Here is a 19,963-nt window from a genome sequence, read left to right on the forward strand (position 1 = left end):
TCCCGCACCACCCGCCCGGACAGGAGGGACGAGACGATGCGTACCACCGGCAATGCCGCCGTACAGTCGCCGCCCTCCGACGCGACGCCGGGCGACCAGGAACTCGCCCGTAACTTCGTCGGCGCGGACGAGCGCGCCTTCGCGGCGGTCTACCGGCGCTGGAGGCCGCTCGTCCACGCCATGGCGAGCCGCTCCCTGGGCGACGCGCACGAAGCCGAGGACGTGACGCAGCAGGTCTTCCTCGCCGCATGGCGCGGGCGGTCCGGCTTCCGTCCGGAGCGCGGACCGCTCGGTGCCTGGCTCGTCGGCATCACGCGCCGCAAGATCATCGACGCGCTCGCGGCCCGAACCCGGCGCCTGCGGCTCGTCGACGCCGCCGCCCACACCCTGCTTCCGCTCCAGGAGACCGACCCCGCACCCGAGGCCGCCCTCAACCGCGTCCTCCTCGTCGACGAGCTGATCCGGCTCCCGAGCCACCAGCGCGAAGTGCTCCGCCTGGCGTTCTACGAGGACCTCACGCACATGCAGATCGCCGAGCGCACCGGCATCCCGCTCGGCACCGTCAAGAGCCACGCCCGCCGCGGGCTGCACCACCTGCGCCACCGGATCGAGCACAACCCGCCGGCGACGCGTGCGCGTGCCGGGAAAGGGGGTGCGCGCGGTCCGCTGAGCAGGCAGCCGTCTCTATAGGCTGAACGCGTGGCGAGCACCCGAAACACCCAGGCAGCGGACTCCGGCGATCAGGCCCCCGGGCATGAACTTCAGGCGTTCGCGGTGAAACTGCGACAGATGAACGGAGAGATCAATCGCATCGCGCACGCGTTCACCAACGATCAGGGACTGCACGCCACCGACGTGCAGGCGCTTGCCGCGATCCTGGATTCGGAGACGCCTCTCACGCCGGGCCTCCTGCGTACGCACCTCGGGCTCACCTCGGGTGCGGTCACCGCATGCCTGGACCGGCTGGAGAAGGCCGGGCACATCCGCAGGGTGCGGGAGAGCAAGGACCGCCGGGTGGTGCACCTCCACTATCTGCCGGACGCGCGATCGGCCGCTCGCGCTCATTTCATGCCACTCGCCAAGGCAACGGCCCGCGCACAGGAGAGTTTCAGCCCCGACGAGCTCGCGACGGTGCTGCGCTTCCTCGATGCGCTCAACGACGAGCTCGGCCAGGTGCACGAGGGACGCTGAGCAGCTCCCGTCCACGATCCGTCCCACGCGCCGGGCCGGAACACCGGGCGGCCGGGCGAGCAGCCACCCAGTAAAGGGTCGGTCAAGATCTCTCAATGATTGAGATAGTCTTCCATCAAGAGATCTAGAAATTCCTGACCCGGGAGTGCAATGTCCAGCTCCACACGTCTTGTGCGGTGGCTCGTGCCCGTAGCCCTGCTCATCGCCTGGCTCGGTATCGGCGGAACACTCGGCCCCTACGCCGGCAAGCTCGGCGAGGTCGCGACGAACGACCAGGCGGCCTTCCTGCCGCAGAACGCCGAGTCGACCAAGGTGATCGACGCGCAGGACGCCTTCCGCCAGGACGAGACGCTCCCCGCCATCGTCGTCTGGACCGCCGACGGCGACGGCGTGACCACCCAGCAGCGCGAAGCCGCGACCGCCGCCCTCGCCTCGCTCGACGGCGTACCCGGCACGGTGGGCACCCCGTCCGCGGCCATCCCGTCGAAGGACGGGCAGGCACTCCAGGGGGTCGTGCAACTGCGGACCGATCTCGGCGATCGGCTTCCCGTCGTACTGGAGAAGGCCGCCGAGGCGGCGGAACAGGTACCCGGCACCGTCGCCCGGATCGCCGGACCGGCGGCGAGCCAGGCGGACCTGTCGGACGCGTTCGCGGGGATCGACGGCCTGCTCCTCGGCGTCGCCCTCGTGACGGTCCTGGTCATCCTGCTCCTCGTGTACCGCAGCGTCATCCTTCCGCTGGTCATCATCATCGGCGCCGTCTTCGCGCTCGGCCTGGCGTGCGGCGTGGTGTACGTGCTGGCCGAGCAGAACGTCGTGCGGGTCGACGGGCAGGTCCAGGGAATTCTGTCCATCCTCGTGATCGGCGCCGCGACGGACTACGCGCTCCTACTCACCGCCCGCTTCCGCGAGGAACTGGAGCGCCACGAGGACCGCGTGACGGCCATGCGGGCAGCCGTACGCGAGTCGGCAGGCCCCATCGTGGCGAGCGCCGCGACCGTCGCGCTCGGTCTCCTCGCGCTGCTGCTCAGCGACCTCACCAACAACCGGGCACTGGGGCCCGTCGGCGCCATCGGCATCGTGTGCGCCGTCCTCAGCTCCCTCACGTTCCTGCCCGCCGCACTGGTGCTGCTCGGCCGCAGCGCGTACTGGCCGGCCCGCCCGAAGCCGGTCGGCGCCGCCGACGAGAGCGGCAGCGGTCGCGGTGTGTGGCCCCGGGTCGCGGCACTGGTGGACCGCGCTCCCCGCAAGGTCTGGGGCCTGACGCTCGCCGGGCTGCTCGCCTGCGCGGCCTTCGCGCCGACCCTCGACTCCAAGGGCGTCCCGCTGGACGAACTGTTCGTCAACGATGCGCCGTCCGTCGCGGCGCAGGCCGCGCTGGTCAGGCATTTCCCTGGTGGCTCGGGCAACCCGGCCGTCATCGTGGCCGACGCCGGGGCTGTCGACCAGGTGACCGCGGCGGCGGCCGGAACCGACGGTGTGGTGTCGGCGCTGCCGGTGACCGTCTCCGGCCGGCCCGGCGTCGGCGCACCGCAGGTGGCCGAGGGGAAGGTCCGCATCAACGCGACGCTCGAAGCCCCTGCCGACAGCGACGCGGCCAAGGAGACCGTCGCGCGTCTGCGGGACGCCGTGCACGCGGTCCCCGGAGCCGATGCCCTGGTCGGTGGGTACACCGCCCAGCAGTACGACACCCAGCAGACGTCAGAACGCGACCGGCTGCTGATCGTGCCCGTCGTGCTGGCGATCATCCTGGTCATTCTCGTGGGGCTGCTCCGCTCCCTCCTGATGCCGGTTCTGCTGGTGGCGACCGTGGCCCTGAACTTCCTGGCGACGCTCGGCATCTCCGCGCTGGTCTTCCAGGGTCTGTTGGGCTTCTCCGGCACCGACGCCTCGGTACCGCTCTACGGCTTCGTCTTCCTCGTGGCACTGGGCGTGGACTACAACATCTTCCTCATGTCGCGCGTCCGCGAGGAGTCGCTGAAGCACGGCACACGCGAAGGGGTGCTGCGCGGTCTCACGGCGACGGGCGGAGTCATCACTTCCGCGGGCATCGTGCTCGCCGCCACGTTCGCGGCCCTCGGCGTCATCCCGCTGGCCTTCCTCGTCCAGATCGCGTTCATCGTCGCCTTCGGCGTACTCCTGGACACGCTCGTCGTGAGGTCCCTGCTGGTACCCGCGCTGGTCCGGGACATCGGTCCGAAGGCATGGTGGCCCGGAGCCCTGAGCCGCCGGACGGAAGAGCCGGAACGGGAGGACGAGCTGATCGGCGCCGCACGCTGAGCGGCGGTCACACCCACGCTTCGGTGGCGCCACGAGCACAGCTCGTCGGCGCCACCTGGCGTGTACGGGCTCCCCTCCCCCGAGAAGGGCGGGTCAGGACTGTTCGGAGGGCAGCGGAGGCGGAGTGCGGGGCGCGCGCTCGGGAGACCGCTCGTCCGCGGCCGTCAGGGCTTCACCCATCCGTAGGCGAGGCCGTGACTCGTGGGCAGCCTGTTGCGGGTGCCGGCGCTGCCAGTACGGATTGTCGTGGGAGAGCTTGCTCGACACGCGACCGTACATTCCGAACGTGAGGATGATCAGCCCCATCACGAAGCTGAAGATCACGTTCGTCATCCCGAAGTCGAGGACGTTGGCGGGCCTGCCGAGCACGAAGATGTGAGCGAACCCGCTCAGCAGGAACAGCGCGCCGACTGCCATGTTGAGCGTGGAGGCGACGTTGCCGCCCACCACTGCTCCGGCGATCAGCGCGAGCCCCACGACGGTCGAGAGGACGCTGAGGGCGACGTTGGTCGTCATGCCTGCGATCCGGTCGCCCGCAGTATCGAACGGGCTCAGCGCGTCGGCGAAGCCGAGACACCCGAAGACGAGCAGGACGACCCCGCAGAACGCGGCGCCGTAGCGGTACACACGGGCCAGGTGGTGGTCCACCGGCAGTTCGTCTTGCAGCTTCATACCTCCGGTTCCCCTCGGACGAGGCTCACGGATGCACTCGGGTACGAAGCAGCGGCATTCCCCCGGGCAGGCAGGCAGCCTACGATCACGGACATGGTCAAGGGCGTGATGTTCGACTTCTCCGGCACCCTGCTGCGCATCGAGTCGACCGAGGAATGGCTGAGCGCCGTCCTGCCGGAGACTGCCGTCGCGACGTCGGGCAAGGACTTCACCCACTGGGTGCGGCAGCTGACGGAGTACGGGGCGCTGCCGGGCGGACCGCATCCCCTCCACGTTCCCGCGCACCTCGAAGAGCTCTGGCACGAGCGGGACCTGAGCGCCGATCAGCATCGCGCGGCCTTCACCGCGATGGCCCTGGAGACCGGACTGCCGAGTCCGGAGCTGGCCCACACGCTCTACGAACGCCACATGACGCCCGCCGCGTGGCAGCCCTACCCCGATACCGGAACGACGTTGCGGGAACTGCGCGAGCGCGGGATCCCGGTGGCCGTGGTCAGCAACATCGGCTGGGACCTGCGGCCGGTCTTCCGGGCCCACGGGCTGGACGAGTTCGTCGACACCTACCTGCTCTCCTTCGAGCTGGGCACGCAGAAGCCCGACCCGGGCATCTTCCGGGCCGCCTGTGACCGGCTCGGCCTGGCGCCCTGCGAGGTGCTCATGGTCGGTGACGACCGCACCGCGGACGGCGGGGCGGGCGCACTGGGCTGCCCGGTGCACTTCGTCGACCACCTGCCGGCGGATCAGCGTCCGGCCGGGCTCGCACCCGTCCTGGACCTGCTCGGCTGACGTACGCGCCGCTCGGCAGCACGTCGCGGCGCCCCACGAACGGGGTGGTGGATGCGCGCGGCCGAACATCCGACGCCGCCGCAGCGTGATCCGGTTGACGCGAAAAGTGTCCGTCCAGAGCGGACGAGAAGCGGGAAGGAGGAGTACCCACTCCTTTCCACTCTCAACATATAGCGCATGGGGGGCCTTGCCACAAGGCCCTGGTGATGCCGCACAATCTCCGCCGAAGCCGTGTGCGTAATGACGAACGAGCGACCTCAAACGGAGCTGATGAGTGACCCCTCTGACCACCGACGCGTTCGACCTTCCCGACCGTCTCTCCCCCAAGGCCGACCCGGCGCTGATCGCGGGCGACGAACAGCACTTCGCGGCCATCGCGGAGTGCCTCGAGGAGTCGATCGCCGATCTGTCCGAACGCCTCGATGCCACGCTCAGGAGCCCCGGCGGCGTGGGCCGGCAGGCGATGGACCGGGACGCGGAGGTCCACCGGCTGACCACGCGACTGCGCGCCCTGCGCCGCTTCGGCCTGGACTTGTGCCTCGGGCACATGGTCGGCGCCGACGACCCCGAGCCCGTGTACGTCGGGCGGCTCGGACTCAAGGACAGCCAGGGCCGCAGGCTGCTGCTCGACTGGCGCTCCCCCGCGGCCGAGCCGTTCTTCGGAGCCACCCACGGCAACCCGATGGGACTGGCGAGCCGCCGCAGGTACCGCTGGACGAGCGGCAGGATCAGTGACTACTGGGACGAGGTGTTCGCCTCCGACGGGTTCGTCGGGCACGCCGCGCTCGACGACCAGTCCGCCTTCATCGCCAGCCTGGGCAGCAACCGGTCGCCGCGGATGCGCGACGTGCTCGGCACCATCCAGGCCGACCAGGACGCCATCATCCGCGCGGGATCCCGCGGCGCCCTCGTCGTCGACGGCGGTCCGGGTACGGGCAAGACCGTCGTCGCTCTGCACCGCTCCGCCTACCTCCTCTACTCCGACCCCCGCCTCGGTCACCACCGGGGCGGCGTGCTGTTCGTCGGTCCGCACGAGCCGTACCTGGGCTACGTCGCCGACGTCCTCCCCAGCCTCGGTGAGGAGGGCGTGCAGACCTGCACGTTGCGGGATCTCGTCGCCGAGGGAGCCTCGGCGACGATCGAGCCCGATCCGGACGTGGCACGCCTGAAGTCGTCCGCGAACCTGGTGAAGGCGGTCGAGACGGCCGTCAGCTTCTACGAGGAGCCGCCCACCAAGGGGATGACGGTCACGACCCAGTGGTCCGACATCTGGCTGAGCGCCGGGGACTGGGCCGTGGCGTTCGAATCGGCGGGGCCCGGTGCTCCGCACAACGAGGCGCGCGACCAGGTCTGGGAGGAGCTGCTCACGATCCTGGTGGACAAGCACGACGGCGACGCCCCGGAGGATCTGCTGCGCAAGTCGCTGCATCAGGACAGGGAGCTGCTGGCGGCCTTCGACCGTGCGTGGCCGCTGCTCGAAGCGGCTGACGTCGTCGGAGACCTGTGGTCGGTGCCCGCCTACCTGCGGAAGTGCGCTCCCTGGCTCGGCCCCGACGACGTCCGGCGGTTGCAGCGCCGGAACGCCCAGGCGTGGACGGTGTCCGACCTGCCGATCCTGGACGCCGCACGGCAACGCGTCGGCGACCCGGAGGCCTCACGACGCAGGCGTCGGCACAACGCATCCGTCGCCGCGGAACGCGAGCACATGGCCCACGTCATCGACTCCCTGCTGGAGGCCGATGCCGACGGCGAAGGCGCGGTGACGATGCTGCGGGGACAGGACCTGAAGGACACCCTGGTCGACGGGACCGGATCGGCCGGCGCAGAACCGGACCTGCTGGCGGGCCCGTTCGCGCACATCGTCGTGGACGAGGCCCAGGAACTGACCGACGCGGAGTGGCAAATGCTGCTGCTCCGGTGTCCGTCCCGGAGTTTCACCATCGTCGGAGACCGTGCCCAGGCCAGACACGGGTTCACGGAGTCGTGGCGGGAACGGCTGGAGCGGGTCGGATTCGACCGGATCGACCTCGCGTCCTTGAGCATCAACTACCGGACGCCGGAGGAGATCATGGCGGAGGCCGAGCCGGTCATCAGGGCCGCGCTCCCGGACGCCAACGTGCCGAACTCCATCCGCAGCAGCGGTGTCCCCGTCGTGCACGGTTCCGCTGCGGATCGCGACCGGGTCCTCGGCACCTGGCTGGCCGCACATGCCGACGGGATCGCCTGCGTCATCGGCGACCCGACGTTCCGACCGACGTCCCGCGTGCGGTCGCTGACTCCGGAGCTGTCGAAGGGGCTGGAGTTCGACCTGGTCGTCCTCGTCGATCCGCAGGCGTTCGGGGAGGGTACCGAAGGAGCGGTCGACCGCTACGTCGCGATGACCCGGGCCACCCAGCAGCTCGTCGTTCTCACCAGTTCCTGATACCTGGCGGCCGGGGGCCTGGTCCCGGCCCGTTCGGTGCCCCGTGCCGACATACGCCGGCCCGCCACCGGCGTATGTCGGCTTCGGAGTCTGCCCGCCGGACCGGCGGGCAGTCTTCGTCCATGGAACTCCCCGCCGAAGCCGTTGCCGCGACCGTGCTGATCGAGGTCGTCAGGATCTCCGCCCTCCCGACCGAGAGCACACCGTGCCCCGGCAGCGTGGTCGCCCACTGGACCGGCAGCGAGGTGACCGACGCCCTCACCTTGATCGAGAGCCTGCCCGGCGGCGAGCAGCACCGCTGCGGCTTCTCGCCCGGGTGGGGCGTCCGGGCGTACGAGGACTCACTCGACCTCGTACTGTTCGAAGCAGCGTTCTGCTTCAGGTGCCACGAAGTCCGTATGCACGGAACGGCCGTGCCACCCGGGCTTGCCACGCAGTTCTTCGACGGTGACTCCCCCCGGGCCCAGGCCCTCCTGGCCGTCTTCCGCGCGGCAGCCCCGTACAGCACGAGCGGATCAACCCGTCCGTAGTAGCGACGGGTTCGCGCCTCCACGGCGCACGGCGGTGACCTGCCTGCGCCCCGCGCGTTCTCACGGGGAACAGCGACGGATCGCGCAGCGCCTTTGCGAGGGGATGGGCGGACATGGCTTCCGGCTGGGAATGGCAGACAGTCACACCGGGTCCGGCAGGTCCATGAGCGCGAGTTCGGCCGGGTCGACCACGGCCGTGATCATGGTGATGCGGCCGCCGGCGACGGTGAAGGCGAGCAGGGACAGCGGGGTGCCGTCCTCGTTCCAGGCGATGACGCCGGGGCGCCCGTTGACGGTCGCCGCTTGTCCGTGTGCCGCGCCGCCGGCCACCCGGGCGCGGCTGGCGACCTCGGTGGCCCCGATCGTGACGAACCGTCCGCCGGGGGTGTGGACGGTGAACTCCACCTCGGGGTGGAGAACTTCCAGCAGCCGCTCGAACCGACCCTCGCCGGCCGCGGCCAAGAACGCCCCGACCAGCTCGCGTTGCTGCTGTCGGTCGCTTGCCGACTGGCGCGCGGCCCGCACCTTTCTGCGGGCGCGGCTGGTGAGCATCTTGGTCGCGTCGGTGGACCTGCCGAGGATGGTGCCGATCTCCCCGTGGGGCACGGCGAACACGTCGTGCAGCACGAAGGCCAGGCGCTCGTCGGGGCGCAGCGAGTCCAGGACCGTCAACAGCGCCAGGCCCACCGAGTCGCCCAGTACCACAAGCTCTTCCGGAGCCGGGCCATCGTCGAGCGTCACGGTGAGTTCGGGCAGCTGGTCGTCGAGGGGGACTGTCGGGCGCGTGCGGCCCGAACGTAGGAGATCGAGGCTGATGCGGCCGACCACCGTGGTCAGCCAGCCACCGAGATTGTCGATGGCGTCGGCGTCCTGGCGGGACAGACGCAGCCACGCCTCCTGGACCGCGTCGTCCGCGTCGGCATGCGAGCCGAGCACGCGGTAGGCAACGGCTGTGAGCCGGTCGCGGTGCGCCTCGAATGCCTCGGCGATCGGATCGGCGGGATGGGTGCCGGACATGGTGTTACCTCCCTGGAAGCTGCTCCGTCATAGGGGTGACGGGCACCGGCCCCGCAACGTAACCCCGACCAAGGAGAGCACCCTGCCATGCAGAACCGACTGAAGAACAAGAACACCGACAACCCCGACGTGTGGAAGGCGGTCGGGCACCTGAAGAAGGCGATCGCCGCCGGTGGTGTCGACCCGAAGCTGCTCGCGCTGGTCCACCTGCGCGCCAGCCAGATCAACAGCTGTTCGGCGTGCGTCTACGCCGGTGTCGCCGGGGGGAGGAAGGCCGGTGACACCGACGAGCGGCTGCACAACGTAGCGGCGTGGCGTGAGGCGCCGTTCTACACCGATGCGGAGCGCGCGGCTCTGGCGCTGGCCGAGTCCGCCACCCGGCTGCAGGACGGTGCGGAGGGAGTCACCGACGAGGTCTGGGAAGAAGTCAACGCCCATTTCACCGAGGAGCAGATCGGCGCGATCAACCTGGAGATCGCGCTGACCAACTTCTTCAACCGGATCAACCGCACCATCAAGGAACCGGCCGGCCAGACCTGGGGCTGAACTCAGCGTGGCTGTCACCCACTGACCGCGCAGTGGTGACTGAGCTCGTCGGGAGATCGGCGCCTTGCCGGACATCTGTCTCTGTCGTTATGGGGCGAGGGTGCCGGCGGCCAGCTGCTGTTCGTAGCTGATCGGAGCCCCAGCTCCTCACCCGGGGCCGCCGCCGGTCCGCCCTCGGGGGTGCGCGGCCCGGGCACGGCGGCCCGCGCGGTCAGGTCCGGGTTGCGGAGCTGCGCGGCCTCCTGCGGGCGGTTCTCCCGGCGCCTGCCGAGCACCGAGGTGTTCGTCTGGCGGCTCAGCTCTGCCTTCATGCCTCCCCTGCCTCCCCGCAGTGCCGGAGTGGACCCCTTTACATGCGCATGAACATATACCGTGTTTGCAATAGCCAGCGTTCGCAACTATTGTCGACGCTTGTAAAGAGCTCCCGCACCTAAAGGAACGACGTCATGCCCCTAGCACTCCTGGCCCTTGCCATCGGGGCCTTCGGGATCGGGACCACCGAGTTCGTGATCATGGGACTGCTGCCCGAGGTCGCCGGCGATTTCGGCGTCTCGGTCCCCACCGCCGGATACCTCGTCACGGGCTACGCCCTCGGCGTCATGTTCGGCGCCCCCCTCATGACCGTCCTCGGCACCAAGATCACCCGTAAGCGGATGCTGATGCTGCTGATGGGCCTGTTCGTCGTCGGCAACGTGCTGTCCGCCGTCGCTCCGACGTTCGGCGTCATGCTGGCCGGCCGGGTGGTCTCATCGCTCGCTCACGGAGCCTTCTTCGGTATCGGTTCCGTCGTCGCGGCGGAGCTGGTGGCCCCGGAGAAGAAGGCCGGCGCCATTGCGACGATGTTCACCGGGCTGACCGTCGCCAACGTCGTCGGGGTCCCGCTGGGAACCTACGTCGGGCAGAGCGCCGGCTGGCGTGTCACGTTCCTCTTCGTGGCGGCTCTGGGACTCGTCGGCCTGGCCGGGATCGCCAAGCTGGTACCCGACCTGCCCAAGCCCGAGGGCGTACGGCTGCGCCATGAGCTGAGCGCGTTCAAGAACGTGCAGGTCCTGCTCGCCATGGCGATGACCGTTCTCGGCTTCGGCGGAGTGTTCGCCGCCATCACCTACATCGCCCCGATGATGACGCACGTCACCGGCTACGCGGACTCTTCGGTGACCTGGCTGCTGGTGCTGTTCGGCCTGGGCATGGTCGCCGGGAACCTGATCGGCGGGAAGTTCGCCGACCGCAAGCTCATGCCGATGCTCTACACGGCGCTGGGCGGACTGGCCCTCGTGCTGGCCCTGTTCACGGTCGGCGCCCACGACAAGACAGCCGCCGCGGTGTCGGTGTTCCTGATCGGCGCCCTGGGCTTCGCCACCGTACCGCCGCTGCAGAAGCGCGTCCTGGACCATGCCCACGGTGCCCCCACCCTGGCTTCGGCCGTCAACATCGGAGCCTTCAACGCCGGCAACGCGCTGGCCGCCTGGCTCGGCGGCATGGTCATCAGCGGCGGGCTCGGCTACACGTCCCCCAACTGGGTCGGCGCACTCCTGGCCGCCTCCGCCCTTGCCCTCGCCGTCCTGTCCAGCGCCCTGGAGAAGCGAGGGGCGGCGCACGAGACTACGGCGCCCCGGCAGCCCGTCGCCGTCCTCTGAGGGGCATTTCCCTCGGCATCGCCCCTCCACGCCCCCCGGGTCTTCCCTTCCTCGCATCACCGGATTTCACCCGCATCACCCCCGCAAGGAGACACAGCATGACCTCCATCCCCCACATCACCCTCAACAACGGCGTCGACATGCCGCAGCTGGGATTCGGCGTCTTCCAGGTCCCCGACGAGGAGACCACCGCCGCCGTGAGCACAGCCCTCGCGGCCGGCTACCGCAGCATCGACACCGCCGCGATCTACGGCAACGAGCGCGGCGTCGGCCGCGCGATCGCCGACTCCGGCATCAGCCGGGACGAGCTGTTCGTGACCACCAAGCTGTGGAACGCCGACCAGGGCTACGACAGCACCCTCACCGCGTTCGACGCCTCCCTGGACAAGCTCGGTCTCGACCACGTCGACCTCTACCTGATCCACTGGCCCACCCCGGCCCGCGACCTGTACACCGACACCTGGCGCGCCCTCGAAAAGCTGGTGGCCGACGGGCGCACCCGAGCGATAGGCGTCTCCAACTTCCAGCCCGACCACCTCCAGCGCCTCCTGGACCACACCGGAACCGTGCCGGCCGTCAACCAGGTCGAGCTGCACCCGGGGCTGCAGCAGAAGGAGCTGCGCGACTTCCACGCCCTGCACGGCGTCGTCACCGAGGCATGGAGCCCGCTCGCCCAGGGCGCACTGCTCAAGGACGAGGTGATCACGTCCGTCGCCGCCCGTCACGGCGTCACACCCGCGCAGGTCGTCCTGCGCTGGCACCTGCAGATCGGGAACGTGGTCATCCCCAAGTCCGTGACCCCGCAGCGCATCCGCCAGAACCTCGACGTCTTCGGCTTCGCGCTGACGGATGCCGACATCGAGGCCATCACCTCGCTCGACAGCGGCCTGCGCACCGGCCCCGATCCCGACACGCTCAACTGACCTCGGCTGTTCCCGGCGGGCCCGCCCCGGGCCCGCCGGGAAGGGCGGCGAGAAGGCCGCCGCGTACCTCCTTCCCCCCTTCCCCCCCCCACCCTTCGAACGTCAGGACACCCTCATGAGCCTTGGACACCTGCTCCCCTCCCCCCTCGGATTCGGCACGGCCCCGCTGGGCAACATGTTCCGCGCCATCCCCGACGACGAGGCCACGGCCACGGTCGAGGCCGCTTGGAACCACGGAATCCGTTACTTCGACACGGCACCGTTCTACGGTGCGGGCCTGTCCGAGATCCGGCTCGGCACCGTCCTGTCGCAGCACCACCGCGACAGCTACGTCCTGAGCACCAAGGTCGGCCGCGTCGTCCTGGACGAGGTGGAGGACCCGGCTGCCCGGCAACTGGGCGAGAAGGGCGGCCTCTTCGAGCACGGCCGCCCGAACCGGATGGTGAACGACTACACGGCGGACGCCACCCTGCGTTCCATCGAGGACAGCCTCAAGCGGCTCAACACGGACCGGCTGGACATCGTGTGGGTTCACGACGTGGCACAGGACTTCTACGGCGACGCGTGGCTGGCCATGTACGAGAGCGCCCGGACCGGCGCCTTCCGCGTCCTGGAGGGACTGCGGGAGGAAGGCGTCATCAAGGCATGGGGGCTGGGCGTCAACCGGGTCGAGCCCCTGGAGCTGACCCTGGACCTCGACGAGCCGAAGCCGGACGCGTTCCTGCTCGCCGGCCGCTACACCCTCCTCGACCACGACCGCGCCCTGCAGCGGCTGCTGCCGGCCGCCGCCGCCCAGAACGTCGACATCGTCGTCGGCGGACCGTACAGCTCGGGCATCCTCGCCGGCGGACAGCACTTCGAGTACCAGAAGGCCCCTGCGGACATCGTCGCCAAGGTGGAGCGCATCAAGGCGCTCGCCCGGACGCACGGCGTGGGGATCAAGGCAGCCGCTCTGCAGTTCTCCCTGGCTCATCCCGCCACCGTGGCGGCGATTCCCGGCGCCACCAGGCCGAGCCGCATCGCCGAGGACACCGCCGCGCTCACCGAGTCGGTACCCGCGGAGTTCTGGGCGGCGCTGCGCGAGGAGCGGCTGATCGCTCCCGACGCCCCCGTCCCGACCGCCTGACCCGCACCCGCCCCGCATCCACCTCGGCCCACCCCAGGAGACACCCATGGCTTCCACCGTCGCGTCCATCCGACTCCCCCGGTCGGCGGACCAGGTCTGGCAACTGATCGGCGGATTCGACTCGTTGCCCGACTGGCTCCCGTACATCCCGTCCAGCCGGCTCAGCGAGGGTGGCCGGGTCCGCAGCCTCACCAACCAGGAGGGCGGCGTCATCGTCGAACGCCTCGAATCCTTCGACAACACCGCCCGCACGTACACCTACTCCATCCTCCGGGCGCCCTTCCCCGTCGCGGACTACCGCTCCACACTCGCGGTGCACGAACTGCCGGGCGGAACAGGGGCGCGGGTGGAGTGGTCCGGAACGTTCACTCCTGTCGGTGTCGGCGGCGAGGAGGCGATCTCCCTCTTCCACGCGATCTACACCGACGGGCTCACCGCGCTCGAGGCCACGCTCACGACCTGACCGGCCGGCAGGTCCGGCCCACGGGGCTCGGCCTCGTCGTCTACCCTCGTCCCGGTCGAGGGGGTGGGGATGGAGCAGCCGGTCATCGAATCCGTCAGGTACTCCGCCGTGTGCCAGGACTGCGGTGCGGAGCTGGAGTGCTGGGGAACTCACGCCCTGGTGTACGGCGAGTTGCGATGGGACGTCGAGTCAGCCTGTTCCGCCTGCGGAAGTGCGCTGGCCGCGTGCGGTGGTGACCTGCCGGTCGAACGGAGGGATCAGATCCTCGCCGAGTACGGGCCCGCACGGCTCCAGGTGAGCAGTCCGCCGACGAAGAACGTCGTCGTCATGCGGGTGCTGCGGGCCGAGCTCGGCATTGACCTGATGAGCGCCAAGACCGTGTTGCACCGGGTGCTGGACGGTGACCACTCAGGAACGCTCCCCGAAATGGAACACCTGGCCCGCACCCTCCGGAAGTCCGGCATCGCCGCCGCGGCCGTGCGCCCTTGAAAGGCAACGCCGTCCGAGGATTCACGCCAGGGCATCTGCCAACACGGTGAGCCCTGCCTCCTCATGCCATTCACGGCACGGGTATCCATCACCTCTGCGTTAGGTTGCGGGCAATCCGCCCGTCCGGCGGCCCGTCTTCCTGTCCACACCGGAATGAGCGCAGAGGAGAGGTCCGGCATGCGGATCGCAGTAGCAGGCGGAACCGGGGTGGTCGGACGGTACGTGGTCGAGGAACTGGCCGCGGCCGGTCACGAGCCCGTGGTGCTGGCACGTTCACGAGGCGTGGACCTGGTCTCGGGTGCCGGGCTCGACGCGGCGATGCAGGACGTGGTGGCGGTCGTCGACGTGAGCAACAGGGCGACCACGAGCGGCAAGAAGGCGTGCGCGTTCTTCCGGACCGCCGGCCGTAATCTCCTGGGATCCGGAGCGCGGGCCGGGGTCCGCCACCACGTCGCGTTGTCCATCGTCGGAATCGACCGGGTCGACTTCGGCTACTACCGGGGGAAACTGGTCCAGGAGGACGTGGTGACGAACGGTCCGACCCCGTGGACCGTCTTGCGTGCCACGCAGTTCCACGAGCTCGCGGAGCAGACGCTCGACCGGGTGCCGAAACCGTTCGCCGTCGTGCCCCGCATGCGGACGCAGCCGATCGCGGCCCGCGAGGTCGCCCAGCACCTCGCGCAGCTCGTCGTGGCCCCGGCGCAGGGCAGGGCCGCCGACCTCGCCGGACCGCAGGTCGAGCAGTTCGTCGACATGGCGCGCCGCGTGCTGCGGGCCCGGCACGAGCGCCGCCTGCTGGTGCCGGTCACTCTCCCCGGCGCCACGGGTGCGGCCATGAAGGGCGACGGTCTGCTGCCGACCGGGCCGGGGCCGCGGGGCCGCCAGACCTTCGAGGAATGGCTTGCCCACCACGGCGATCAGTAGGTGCTCCGGGCGCCTCGACCGAGCAGCGGGGCGAGCTGCGGGCCGAGCAGCGGAAGCGGTGTGAAATTCCCTCGCGCCCGCACGACACTTCTGATGTGGTGATCGCTCCGTGGTAGGTGAACATGTGAGGGGGCGGCCCGTGGCAGGCGACGGATGCATCTTCTGTTCGGTGGTGCACGGTCGGGCGGACGCCAGCATCGTCCACGAGGACGATTCGGTGATCGCCTTCATGGATCTCCAGCCCGTCAATCCGGGCCACGTGCTGGTCGTTCCCAAGACGCACGCGGTGGGGCTCGAGGATCTTCCGGAGGACGTCGGTGTCCACGTCTGGAAGGTGGCGCACCGTCTGGGGCGGGCCCTGCGCCGGTCGGGTCTGCGGTGCGAGGGCGTCAACCTGCTGCTCGCGGACGGCGAAGCGGCCTTCCAGGAGGTCTTCCACGTGCACCTGCATGTCTTCCCCCGCTTCACCGGTGACCCCTTCCGCATCAGTGCCGACTGGCGCGTGCAGGAAAGGAAGCAGCTCGACGAGACGTCGGCCGCTCTCCGTAGCGGTCTCGCCGTCTTGGACACCTCTCAGTCCTGACGTCGACTGCCCGGCTTCTGGGAACCCACCCCAACTCGGCCGTACTCATTGACAGTCATCCGATGTATCCATAACTTCCCAGCAGACCTCCTCTGCTTTTCGCTTGAAGTCCATGCATACATCGGATTACTTCAGGAGTGCTAGTGAACGGGACGTCAGAGCCGCACCACAGAACACATGCCACCGCTCCCCGGCCGACCGTACGGGCCGTCACCTTCGTGACCGCCTGCGCGCTCGGGGCGGGCCTCGCTCTCGTCGCGGTCCCGCCCGCGGCGTCGGCCGCGACCGGGAGTGCGACCATTCATGTCGATCCGTCAGGCAGGGACGCGGGCCGTGGCACCGCGGCCCGCCCCTTCCGTACGCTGGAACACGCTCAGAAGGCCGCCCGGGACGTCGCGAAGCTCGGAACGCGTCCCGTCCAGGTCGTCGTGCACGGGGGCGTCTACCACCTCCCGGCCCCGCTGACGTTCACCTCCGCGGACTCCGGCACCGCCGACGCGCCCGTCCGCTACAGCGCCGCTCCTGGCGAGCGGCCCGTCCTCAGCGGCGGCCGGTCGCTCGCACCGAACTGGGTGCCGTACGCGGACGGGATACAGGTCGCCGACATCGGGAGCGGGCTCGACTTCGACGGGCTCTTCCTCGACGGCGTACGCCAGACGCTGGCCCGCTATCCCGACGTCGACCCGAAGACCGCCATTCTCGGTGGGTACGCGGCCGACGCGCTGTCCCCTCAGCGGGTGGCCCGCTGGAAGAACCCGACGACCGCCCTCGTCCGCGGCCTCCACAACGGCATGTGGGGCGGCAACTCCTTCAAGGTGACCGGCGTGGACGCCGACGGCAGCCCCACCCTCCGATGGGTGGGCGACAACAACCGGGGAAGCGGTCTGCACGCCACGTACCGCATGGTCGAGAACGTCTTCGAGGAACTGGACGCGCCCGGCGAGTGGTTCTACGACAAGCCGGCGGGCAAGCTCTACGTCCTCCCGCCCCAGGGCGCCGACCTCACGACGGCGAAGGTGGAGACGGCGGAGCAGGACGAACTGATCCGCGTCGAAGGCAAGGATGCGGCCACGCCGGTTCACCACCTCACGTTCGACGGCCTGACCTACACGCGCACCCACCGCACGCTCTTCGACCAGCCCTACGAGAAACTCCAGCTCGGCGACTGGGCCATCGCCCGCGCCGGCGCCGTCCACCTCAAGAACACCGAGGACGTGACGGTCAGCGGCTCACTCTTCGACCAACTGGGCGGCAACGGCGTCTTCGTCGACGGCTACAACAGTCGTACCACCGTGTCCGGGAACGAGTTCAGCCGTTCCGGTGCGACCGATGTGGCCGTCATCGGCAGCAGGGACGCGGTACGCGAACCCTCGACCTGGGACGCGATGCGTACCAGCATCACGGACACCACACCGGGTCCGCAGTCGGAGAACTACCCGCGCGACATCGCCGTCCGTGACAACTACATGCACGACAACGGGCAGTTCGAGAAGCAGACCTCGGGCGTCCAGATCTCGATGAGCCGTCGGGTCACCGTGGACGGCAACACCATCCACGACGGCCCGCGCGCCTGCGTCGACATCAACGACGGTACGTGGGGCGGCCACGTCATCGAGAACAACGACATCTTCAACTGCGTCAAGGAGACGTCCGACCACGGGCCGGTCAACGCCTGGGGACGCGACCGCTTCTGGCCGCTGGCCGCGGACGACGCCACGAAGAAGTCGTACGCCAAGCTCGACGCGGACACCACCGTCATCCGGCACAACCGGATCCGGCACTCCGAGCACTGGGACATCGATCTCGACGACGGCTCGTCGAACTTCCTGGTCGAGAACAACCTCCTGCTCAACGGCGGTGTCAAGCTCCGCGAAGGCTTCCACCGCACCGTCCGCAACAACATCTTCGTCAACGGCGGCGGGCACTTCCACGTCTGGTACGCCGACAGCGGTGACGTGGTGGAGAAGAACCTCTTCATCACCGGCGACCCCTACGACCTGATCCAGGTCGACATGGCGCGCAGCAGGCCCCGCATCGACAACAACCTCTTCTGGAACGACGGCAAGGCCGTCCCCGACATCGACGCCACCTGGCGAGCGAAGGGGCTGGACACCCACTCGGTGGTCGCCGACCCGAAGTTCACCGGAACCAGCCCCTTCACCGACCGGGCCAAGCTCGACTACACCGTCGCCCCCGACTCCCCCGCCCTGGCCCTGGGCTTCACCAACATTCCGATGACCGGCTTCGGCAGGGCGGGCTCCCCGACTCCGCCTCCGCTGGAGTGGCGTCTGCCCGCCACCCAGGACACCATGGACGCGCTGTCCGAGCCGCTGTTGGGGGCGCGGATCACCCGGATCTACTCGGACGAGATCAAGTCGTCCACCGGCCTCACCGACACCGACGGGCTCTACGTGCAGAGTGCGCCCGACACCTCCGACGCCTACCGGCAGGGACTGCGGGGCAATGACGTCGTCCGGGAAATCGACGGCCGGCCCGTCACGGATCGCAACAGCTTCTGGACCGCCTGGAACAGTACGGCGCCCGGTGGCCAGGTGACCCTGAAGATCTGGCGCAACCAGGCCGCCACGCAGCTCACCCTGCGCCGTCCCGACGACGGCGAGCAGCTCAACAACACGTCCGGTGTGGTCTACGCCGGCTCCGGCTGGGACTGGAAGAACGCTTCCCGGGGCGGCGGGGGCGGCTACCTCGACGACGTCCACGCCACTCAGACACCGGGCGACTCCTTCGAGCTGGCCTTCAACGGCACGGCGATCGACGTCATCACCCAGGTCAACACCGACGAGGGCGAGGTGGACCTCTATCTGGACGGCGCACTCGTGGCCACGATCGACAACCACAACGACACCCGTGTCCATCAGAAGACCGTGTTCAGCACGTCGGGCCTCAGCCCTGGTGTGCACACGCTCAAGGGCGTCATGAAGACCGGTTCGTACTTCATCGTGGACAGCTTCAGGACGCGCTGACCGGCGGTCGGGCAGGCTCCCGGCCGGAGCCGGGGGCCTGCCCGGCCGATCGTGTCGGCAGCGCCGCCGTGTGCGTACGAGGGCTCACGTCCTCGCCCGGACCGGCCGCCCGAGCAGGTAGACACCGGCGGTCGTGACCAGGACTGCCATGCACGCGATGAACACCAGCCCGGCGCCCTCCAGCCCGATCGGCTCCGAAAGGACCCCTACCCCGATCACCGGCACCGAGATGCCCGCGTACGCGACCACGAACAGCGTGGAGACGACCGCGGCACGGCGGTCCGCGGGAGATGCCCCGGCCACCGCGGACAGGGCGCCCCGGAAGGCCAGTCCCTGGCCGCAGCCGCCGACGAGCGCGCTCAGCACCACCAGTACGAGCAGGTCCCATGTCAGGGCGCCCGCGAGCAGCGCGAGCCCGGCGAGGAGACCGGCGCAGCCGAGCGGCAGGGAGCGCGCCATGCCGACCCGGCCGACCGCCAACTGCCCGGCGGTCGAGGCGAAGAAGGCGAGCGCGACGACCAGTCCGGTGACGGCACGGTTGTCGACGTCCAGGGACTGCTCCATGAACGCGGGGCTGACAGACGTGAACACGCCGAACAGCGCGAACCCCACGAACGAGGCGATCGCGGCAGGTCCGAACACCGCCCGCACCTGGGAGGGCAGACCGGGCCGCTGCGGCCGTACGCTGCTCAGCGGCCGCCGCTCGCGTACGGTCTCCGGCAGCCACAGCAGAACGGCGACCGAGCCCGCCACCAGCGCGAGGTGCACGAGGAACGGCAGGTACAGCGGCCAGGCCGCGTACTGCGACAGCACTCCGGCGAGCAAGGGGCCGCAGCCCAGGCCGCCCATGTTCGCGGCGGTCGCCACGAAGGTGGCCCGGGATCGTCCGCCCTGCGGTGCCAGCTCCAGGACGTACACCGTGGCCGCCCCGGTGAACAGCCCGGCGGACAGCCCCGAGAGCAGCCGCCCCGCGTACAGCCACTCCAGCCCGGTGGCGCACAGGAAACAGACGGCGCTCGCCGCCGCGAACCCCAGGCCCGACAGCAGCACCGGCCGCCGGCCCAGGACGTCCGAGGCATTGCCCGACAGCAGCAGCACGCCGATCACCCCGAAGGCGTACACGGCGTACACGACGGTCACCATGAGTTCGGAGAACCCGAACTTCTCCTGATAGAGGCCGTAGAGCGGGGTCGGCAGCGTGGTCCCCGCCATACACACGGCGAACACGGCCCCGGCGAGCAAACACTGGCGCCACCCTCGGCGATCACCGTCCATGCCGCGACGGTAACCCGCGAGCCGCCCCGTACCGACGCGGCGTGCCCGACACGCCGCCGGGCCGGGGAGGTGCGGCGGCGACGTCGGAGAGCGGATCGCCGGAGGGGGCGGGAAG

Annotated in this window: 18 protein-coding genes; 15 read left to right on the forward strand and 3 right to left on the reverse strand. The window is 69.8% G+C overall.

Going from position 1 to position 19,963, the window contains the following annotated elements; translation table 11 throughout:
* The first annotated feature begins 36 nt into the window (after positions 1 to 36).
* The 3 genes from OG230_RS01090 (at position 37) to OG230_RS01100 (ending at position 3,471) form a co-directional block, all read left to right on the forward strand.
* A complete protein-coding gene (locus tag OG230_RS01090; protein WP_328908218.1) occupies positions 37 to 690 on the forward strand; it encodes an RNA polymerase sigma factor in 654 nt (217 codons plus the stop codon).
* Between the two features lie 9 nt (positions 691 to 699).
* The gene (locus OG230_RS01095; RefSeq protein WP_328908219.1) at positions 700 to 1,191 is read left to right on the forward strand and encodes a MarR family winged helix-turn-helix transcriptional regulator; all 492 of its coding nucleotides are present in this window, start codon (positions 700 to 702) and stop codon (positions 1,189 to 1,191) included.
* A gap of 150 nt (positions 1,192 to 1,341) precedes the next feature.
* A complete protein-coding gene (locus OG230_RS01100) occupies positions 1,342 to 3,471 on the forward strand; it encodes an MMPL family transporter (protein WP_328908220.1) in 2,130 nt (709 codons plus the stop codon).
* A 93-nt stretch (positions 3,472 to 3,564) separates the two neighbouring features.
* Here the strand turns inward: OG230_RS01100 and OG230_RS01105 are convergent, their stop codons facing one another.
* Positions 3,565 to 4,143, reverse strand: a complete 579-nt coding sequence (locus tag OG230_RS01105) for a DUF4383 domain-containing protein (RefSeq protein WP_328908221.1) — start codon at positions 4,141 to 4,143, stop codon at positions 3,565 to 3,567.
* Between the two features lie 93 nt (positions 4,144 to 4,236).
* Between OG230_RS01105 and OG230_RS01110 the strand changes: the two genes are divergently transcribed.
* From OG230_RS01110 to OG230_RS01120, 3 genes are all read left to right on the forward strand, one after another.
* Positions 4,237 to 4,929 (forward strand): HAD family hydrolase, encoded by a 693-nt coding sequence (locus OG230_RS01110; RefSeq protein ID WP_328908222.1) that lies wholly within the window; start codon positions 4,237 to 4,239, stop codon positions 4,927 to 4,929.
* A gap of 274 nt (positions 4,930 to 5,203) precedes the next feature.
* Complete coding sequence (gene helR / locus OG230_RS01115; RefSeq protein ID WP_328908223.1) at positions 5,204 to 7,351, forward strand: RNA polymerase recycling motor ATPase HelR; 2,148 nt, start codon at positions 5,204 to 5,206, stop codon at positions 7,349 to 7,351.
* A gap of 122 nt (positions 7,352 to 7,473) precedes the next feature.
* Positions 7,474 to 7,881: a hypothetical protein gene (locus tag OG230_RS01120; RefSeq protein WP_328908224.1), complete on the forward strand. Its 408-nt coding sequence runs from the start codon at positions 7,474 to 7,476 to the stop codon at positions 7,879 to 7,881.
* Between the two features lie 141 nt (positions 7,882 to 8,022).
* Here the strand turns inward: OG230_RS01120 and OG230_RS01125 are convergent, their stop codons facing one another.
* Positions 8,023 to 8,898: a sigma-70 family RNA polymerase sigma factor gene (locus OG230_RS01125; RefSeq protein WP_328908225.1), complete on the reverse strand. Its 876-nt coding sequence runs from the start codon at positions 8,896 to 8,898 to the stop codon at positions 8,023 to 8,025.
* 87 nt (positions 8,899 to 8,985) lie between these two features.
* Here OG230_RS01125 and OG230_RS01130 point away from each other — a divergent pair, with 87 nt between their 5' ends.
* From OG230_RS01130 to OG230_RS01170, 9 genes are all read left to right on the forward strand, one after another.
* A complete protein-coding gene (locus OG230_RS01130; protein WP_328908226.1) occupies positions 8,986 to 9,444 on the forward strand; it encodes a carboxymuconolactone decarboxylase family protein in 459 nt (152 codons plus the stop codon).
* A 446-nt stretch (positions 9,445 to 9,890) separates the two neighbouring features.
* The gene (locus tag OG230_RS01135) at positions 9,891 to 11,081 is read left to right on the forward strand and encodes an MFS transporter (protein ID WP_328908227.1); all 1,191 of its coding nucleotides are present in this window, start codon (positions 9,891 to 9,893) and stop codon (positions 11,079 to 11,081) included.
* 98 nt (positions 11,082 to 11,179) lie between these two features.
* Entirely contained in the window at positions 11,180 to 12,004 is an 825-nt protein-coding gene (locus OG230_RS01140) for an aldo/keto reductase (protein ID WP_328908228.1), read from the forward strand.
* Positions 12,005 to 12,119: 115 nt separating this feature from the next.
* The gene (locus tag OG230_RS01145; RefSeq protein ID WP_328908229.1) at positions 12,120 to 13,130 is read left to right on the forward strand and encodes an aldo/keto reductase; all 1,011 of its coding nucleotides are present in this window, start codon (positions 12,120 to 12,122) and stop codon (positions 13,128 to 13,130) included.
* Between the two features lie 46 nt (positions 13,131 to 13,176).
* Entirely contained in the window at positions 13,177 to 13,593 is a 417-nt protein-coding gene (locus OG230_RS01150; RefSeq protein WP_328908230.1) for an SRPBCC family protein, read from the forward strand.
* A gap of 69 nt (positions 13,594 to 13,662) precedes the next feature.
* Entirely contained in the window at positions 13,663 to 14,082 is a 420-nt protein-coding gene (locus tag OG230_RS01155) for a hypothetical protein (RefSeq protein ID WP_328908231.1), read from the forward strand.
* 177 nt (positions 14,083 to 14,259) lie between these two features.
* Positions 14,260 to 15,006, forward strand: a complete 747-nt coding sequence (locus tag OG230_RS01160; RefSeq protein ID WP_328908232.1) for an SDR family oxidoreductase — start codon at positions 14,260 to 14,262, stop codon at positions 15,004 to 15,006.
* Between the two features lie 139 nt (positions 15,007 to 15,145).
* Complete coding sequence (locus OG230_RS01165) at positions 15,146 to 15,589, forward strand: HIT family protein (protein ID WP_328908233.1); 444 nt, start codon at positions 15,146 to 15,148, stop codon at positions 15,587 to 15,589.
* Between the two features lie 143 nt (positions 15,590 to 15,732).
* Positions 15,733 to 18,573 (forward strand): PDZ domain-containing protein, encoded by a 2,841-nt coding sequence (locus OG230_RS01170; RefSeq protein ID WP_328908234.1) that lies wholly within the window; start codon positions 15,733 to 15,735, stop codon positions 18,571 to 18,573.
* Positions 18,574 to 18,657: 84 nt separating this feature from the next.
* On the opposite strand, the gene OG230_RS01175 is transcribed toward OG230_RS01170, so the two are convergent.
* Positions 18,658 to 19,848, reverse strand: a complete 1,191-nt coding sequence (locus tag OG230_RS01175; protein ID WP_328908235.1) for an MFS transporter — start codon at positions 19,846 to 19,848, stop codon at positions 18,658 to 18,660.
* Between the last annotated feature and the right edge of the window lie 115 nt (positions 19,849 to 19,963).

It is taken from the genome of Streptomyces sp. NBC_00234 (assembly GCF_036195325.1).
In the GTDB taxonomy this organism is placed as follows: domain Bacteria; phylum Actinomycetota; class Actinomycetes; order Streptomycetales; family Streptomycetaceae; genus Streptomyces.

Excerpts from the sequence above, each read along its gene's own strand:
- OG230_RS01110 (WP_328908222.1), top strand. The coding sequence starts at position 4,237 with ATGGTCAAGGGCGTGATGTTCGACTTCTCCGGCACCCTGCTGCGCATC.
- OG230_RS01090 (WP_328908218.1), top strand. The coding sequence starts at position 37 with ATGCGTACCACCGGCAATGCCGCCGTACAGTCGCCGCCCTCCGACGCG.
- OG230_RS01125 (WP_328908225.1), bottom strand. The coding sequence starts at position 8,898 with ATGTCCGGCACCCATCCCGCCGATCCGATCGCCGAGGCATTCGAGGCG.
- OG230_RS01100 (WP_328908220.1), top strand. The coding sequence starts at position 1,342 with ATGTCCAGCTCCACACGTCTTGTGCGGTGGCTCGTGCCCGTAGCCCTG.
- OG230_RS01145 (WP_328908229.1), top strand. The coding sequence starts at position 12,120 with ATGAGCCTTGGACACCTGCTCCCCTCCCCCCTCGGATTCGGCACGGCC.
- OG230_RS01120 (WP_328908224.1), top strand. The coding sequence starts at position 7,474 with ATGGAACTCCCCGCCGAAGCCGTTGCCGCGACCGTGCTGATCGAGGTC.
- OG230_RS01130 (WP_328908226.1), top strand. The coding sequence starts at position 8,986 with ATGCAGAACCGACTGAAGAACAAGAACACCGACAACCCCGACGTGTGG.
- OG230_RS01155 (WP_328908231.1), top strand. The coding sequence starts at position 13,663 with ATGGAGCAGCCGGTCATCGAATCCGTCAGGTACTCCGCCGTGTGCCAG.
- OG230_RS01135 (WP_328908227.1), top strand. The coding sequence starts at position 9,891 with ATGCCCCTAGCACTCCTGGCCCTTGCCATCGGGGCCTTCGGGATCGGG.
- OG230_RS01175 (WP_328908235.1), bottom strand. The coding sequence starts at position 19,848 with ATGGACGGTGATCGCCGAGGGTGGCGCCAGTGTTTGCTCGCCGGGGCC.
- OG230_RS01160 (WP_328908232.1), top strand. The coding sequence starts at position 14,260 with ATGCGGATCGCAGTAGCAGGCGGAACCGGGGTGGTCGGACGGTACGTG.
- OG230_RS01150 (WP_328908230.1), top strand. The coding sequence starts at position 13,177 with ATGGCTTCCACCGTCGCGTCCATCCGACTCCCCCGGTCGGCGGACCAG.
- OG230_RS01105 (WP_328908221.1), bottom strand. The coding sequence starts at position 4,143 with ATGAAGCTGCAAGACGAACTGCCGGTGGACCACCACCTGGCCCGTGTG.
- OG230_RS01140 (WP_328908228.1), top strand. The coding sequence starts at position 11,180 with ATGACCTCCATCCCCCACATCACCCTCAACAACGGCGTCGACATGCCG.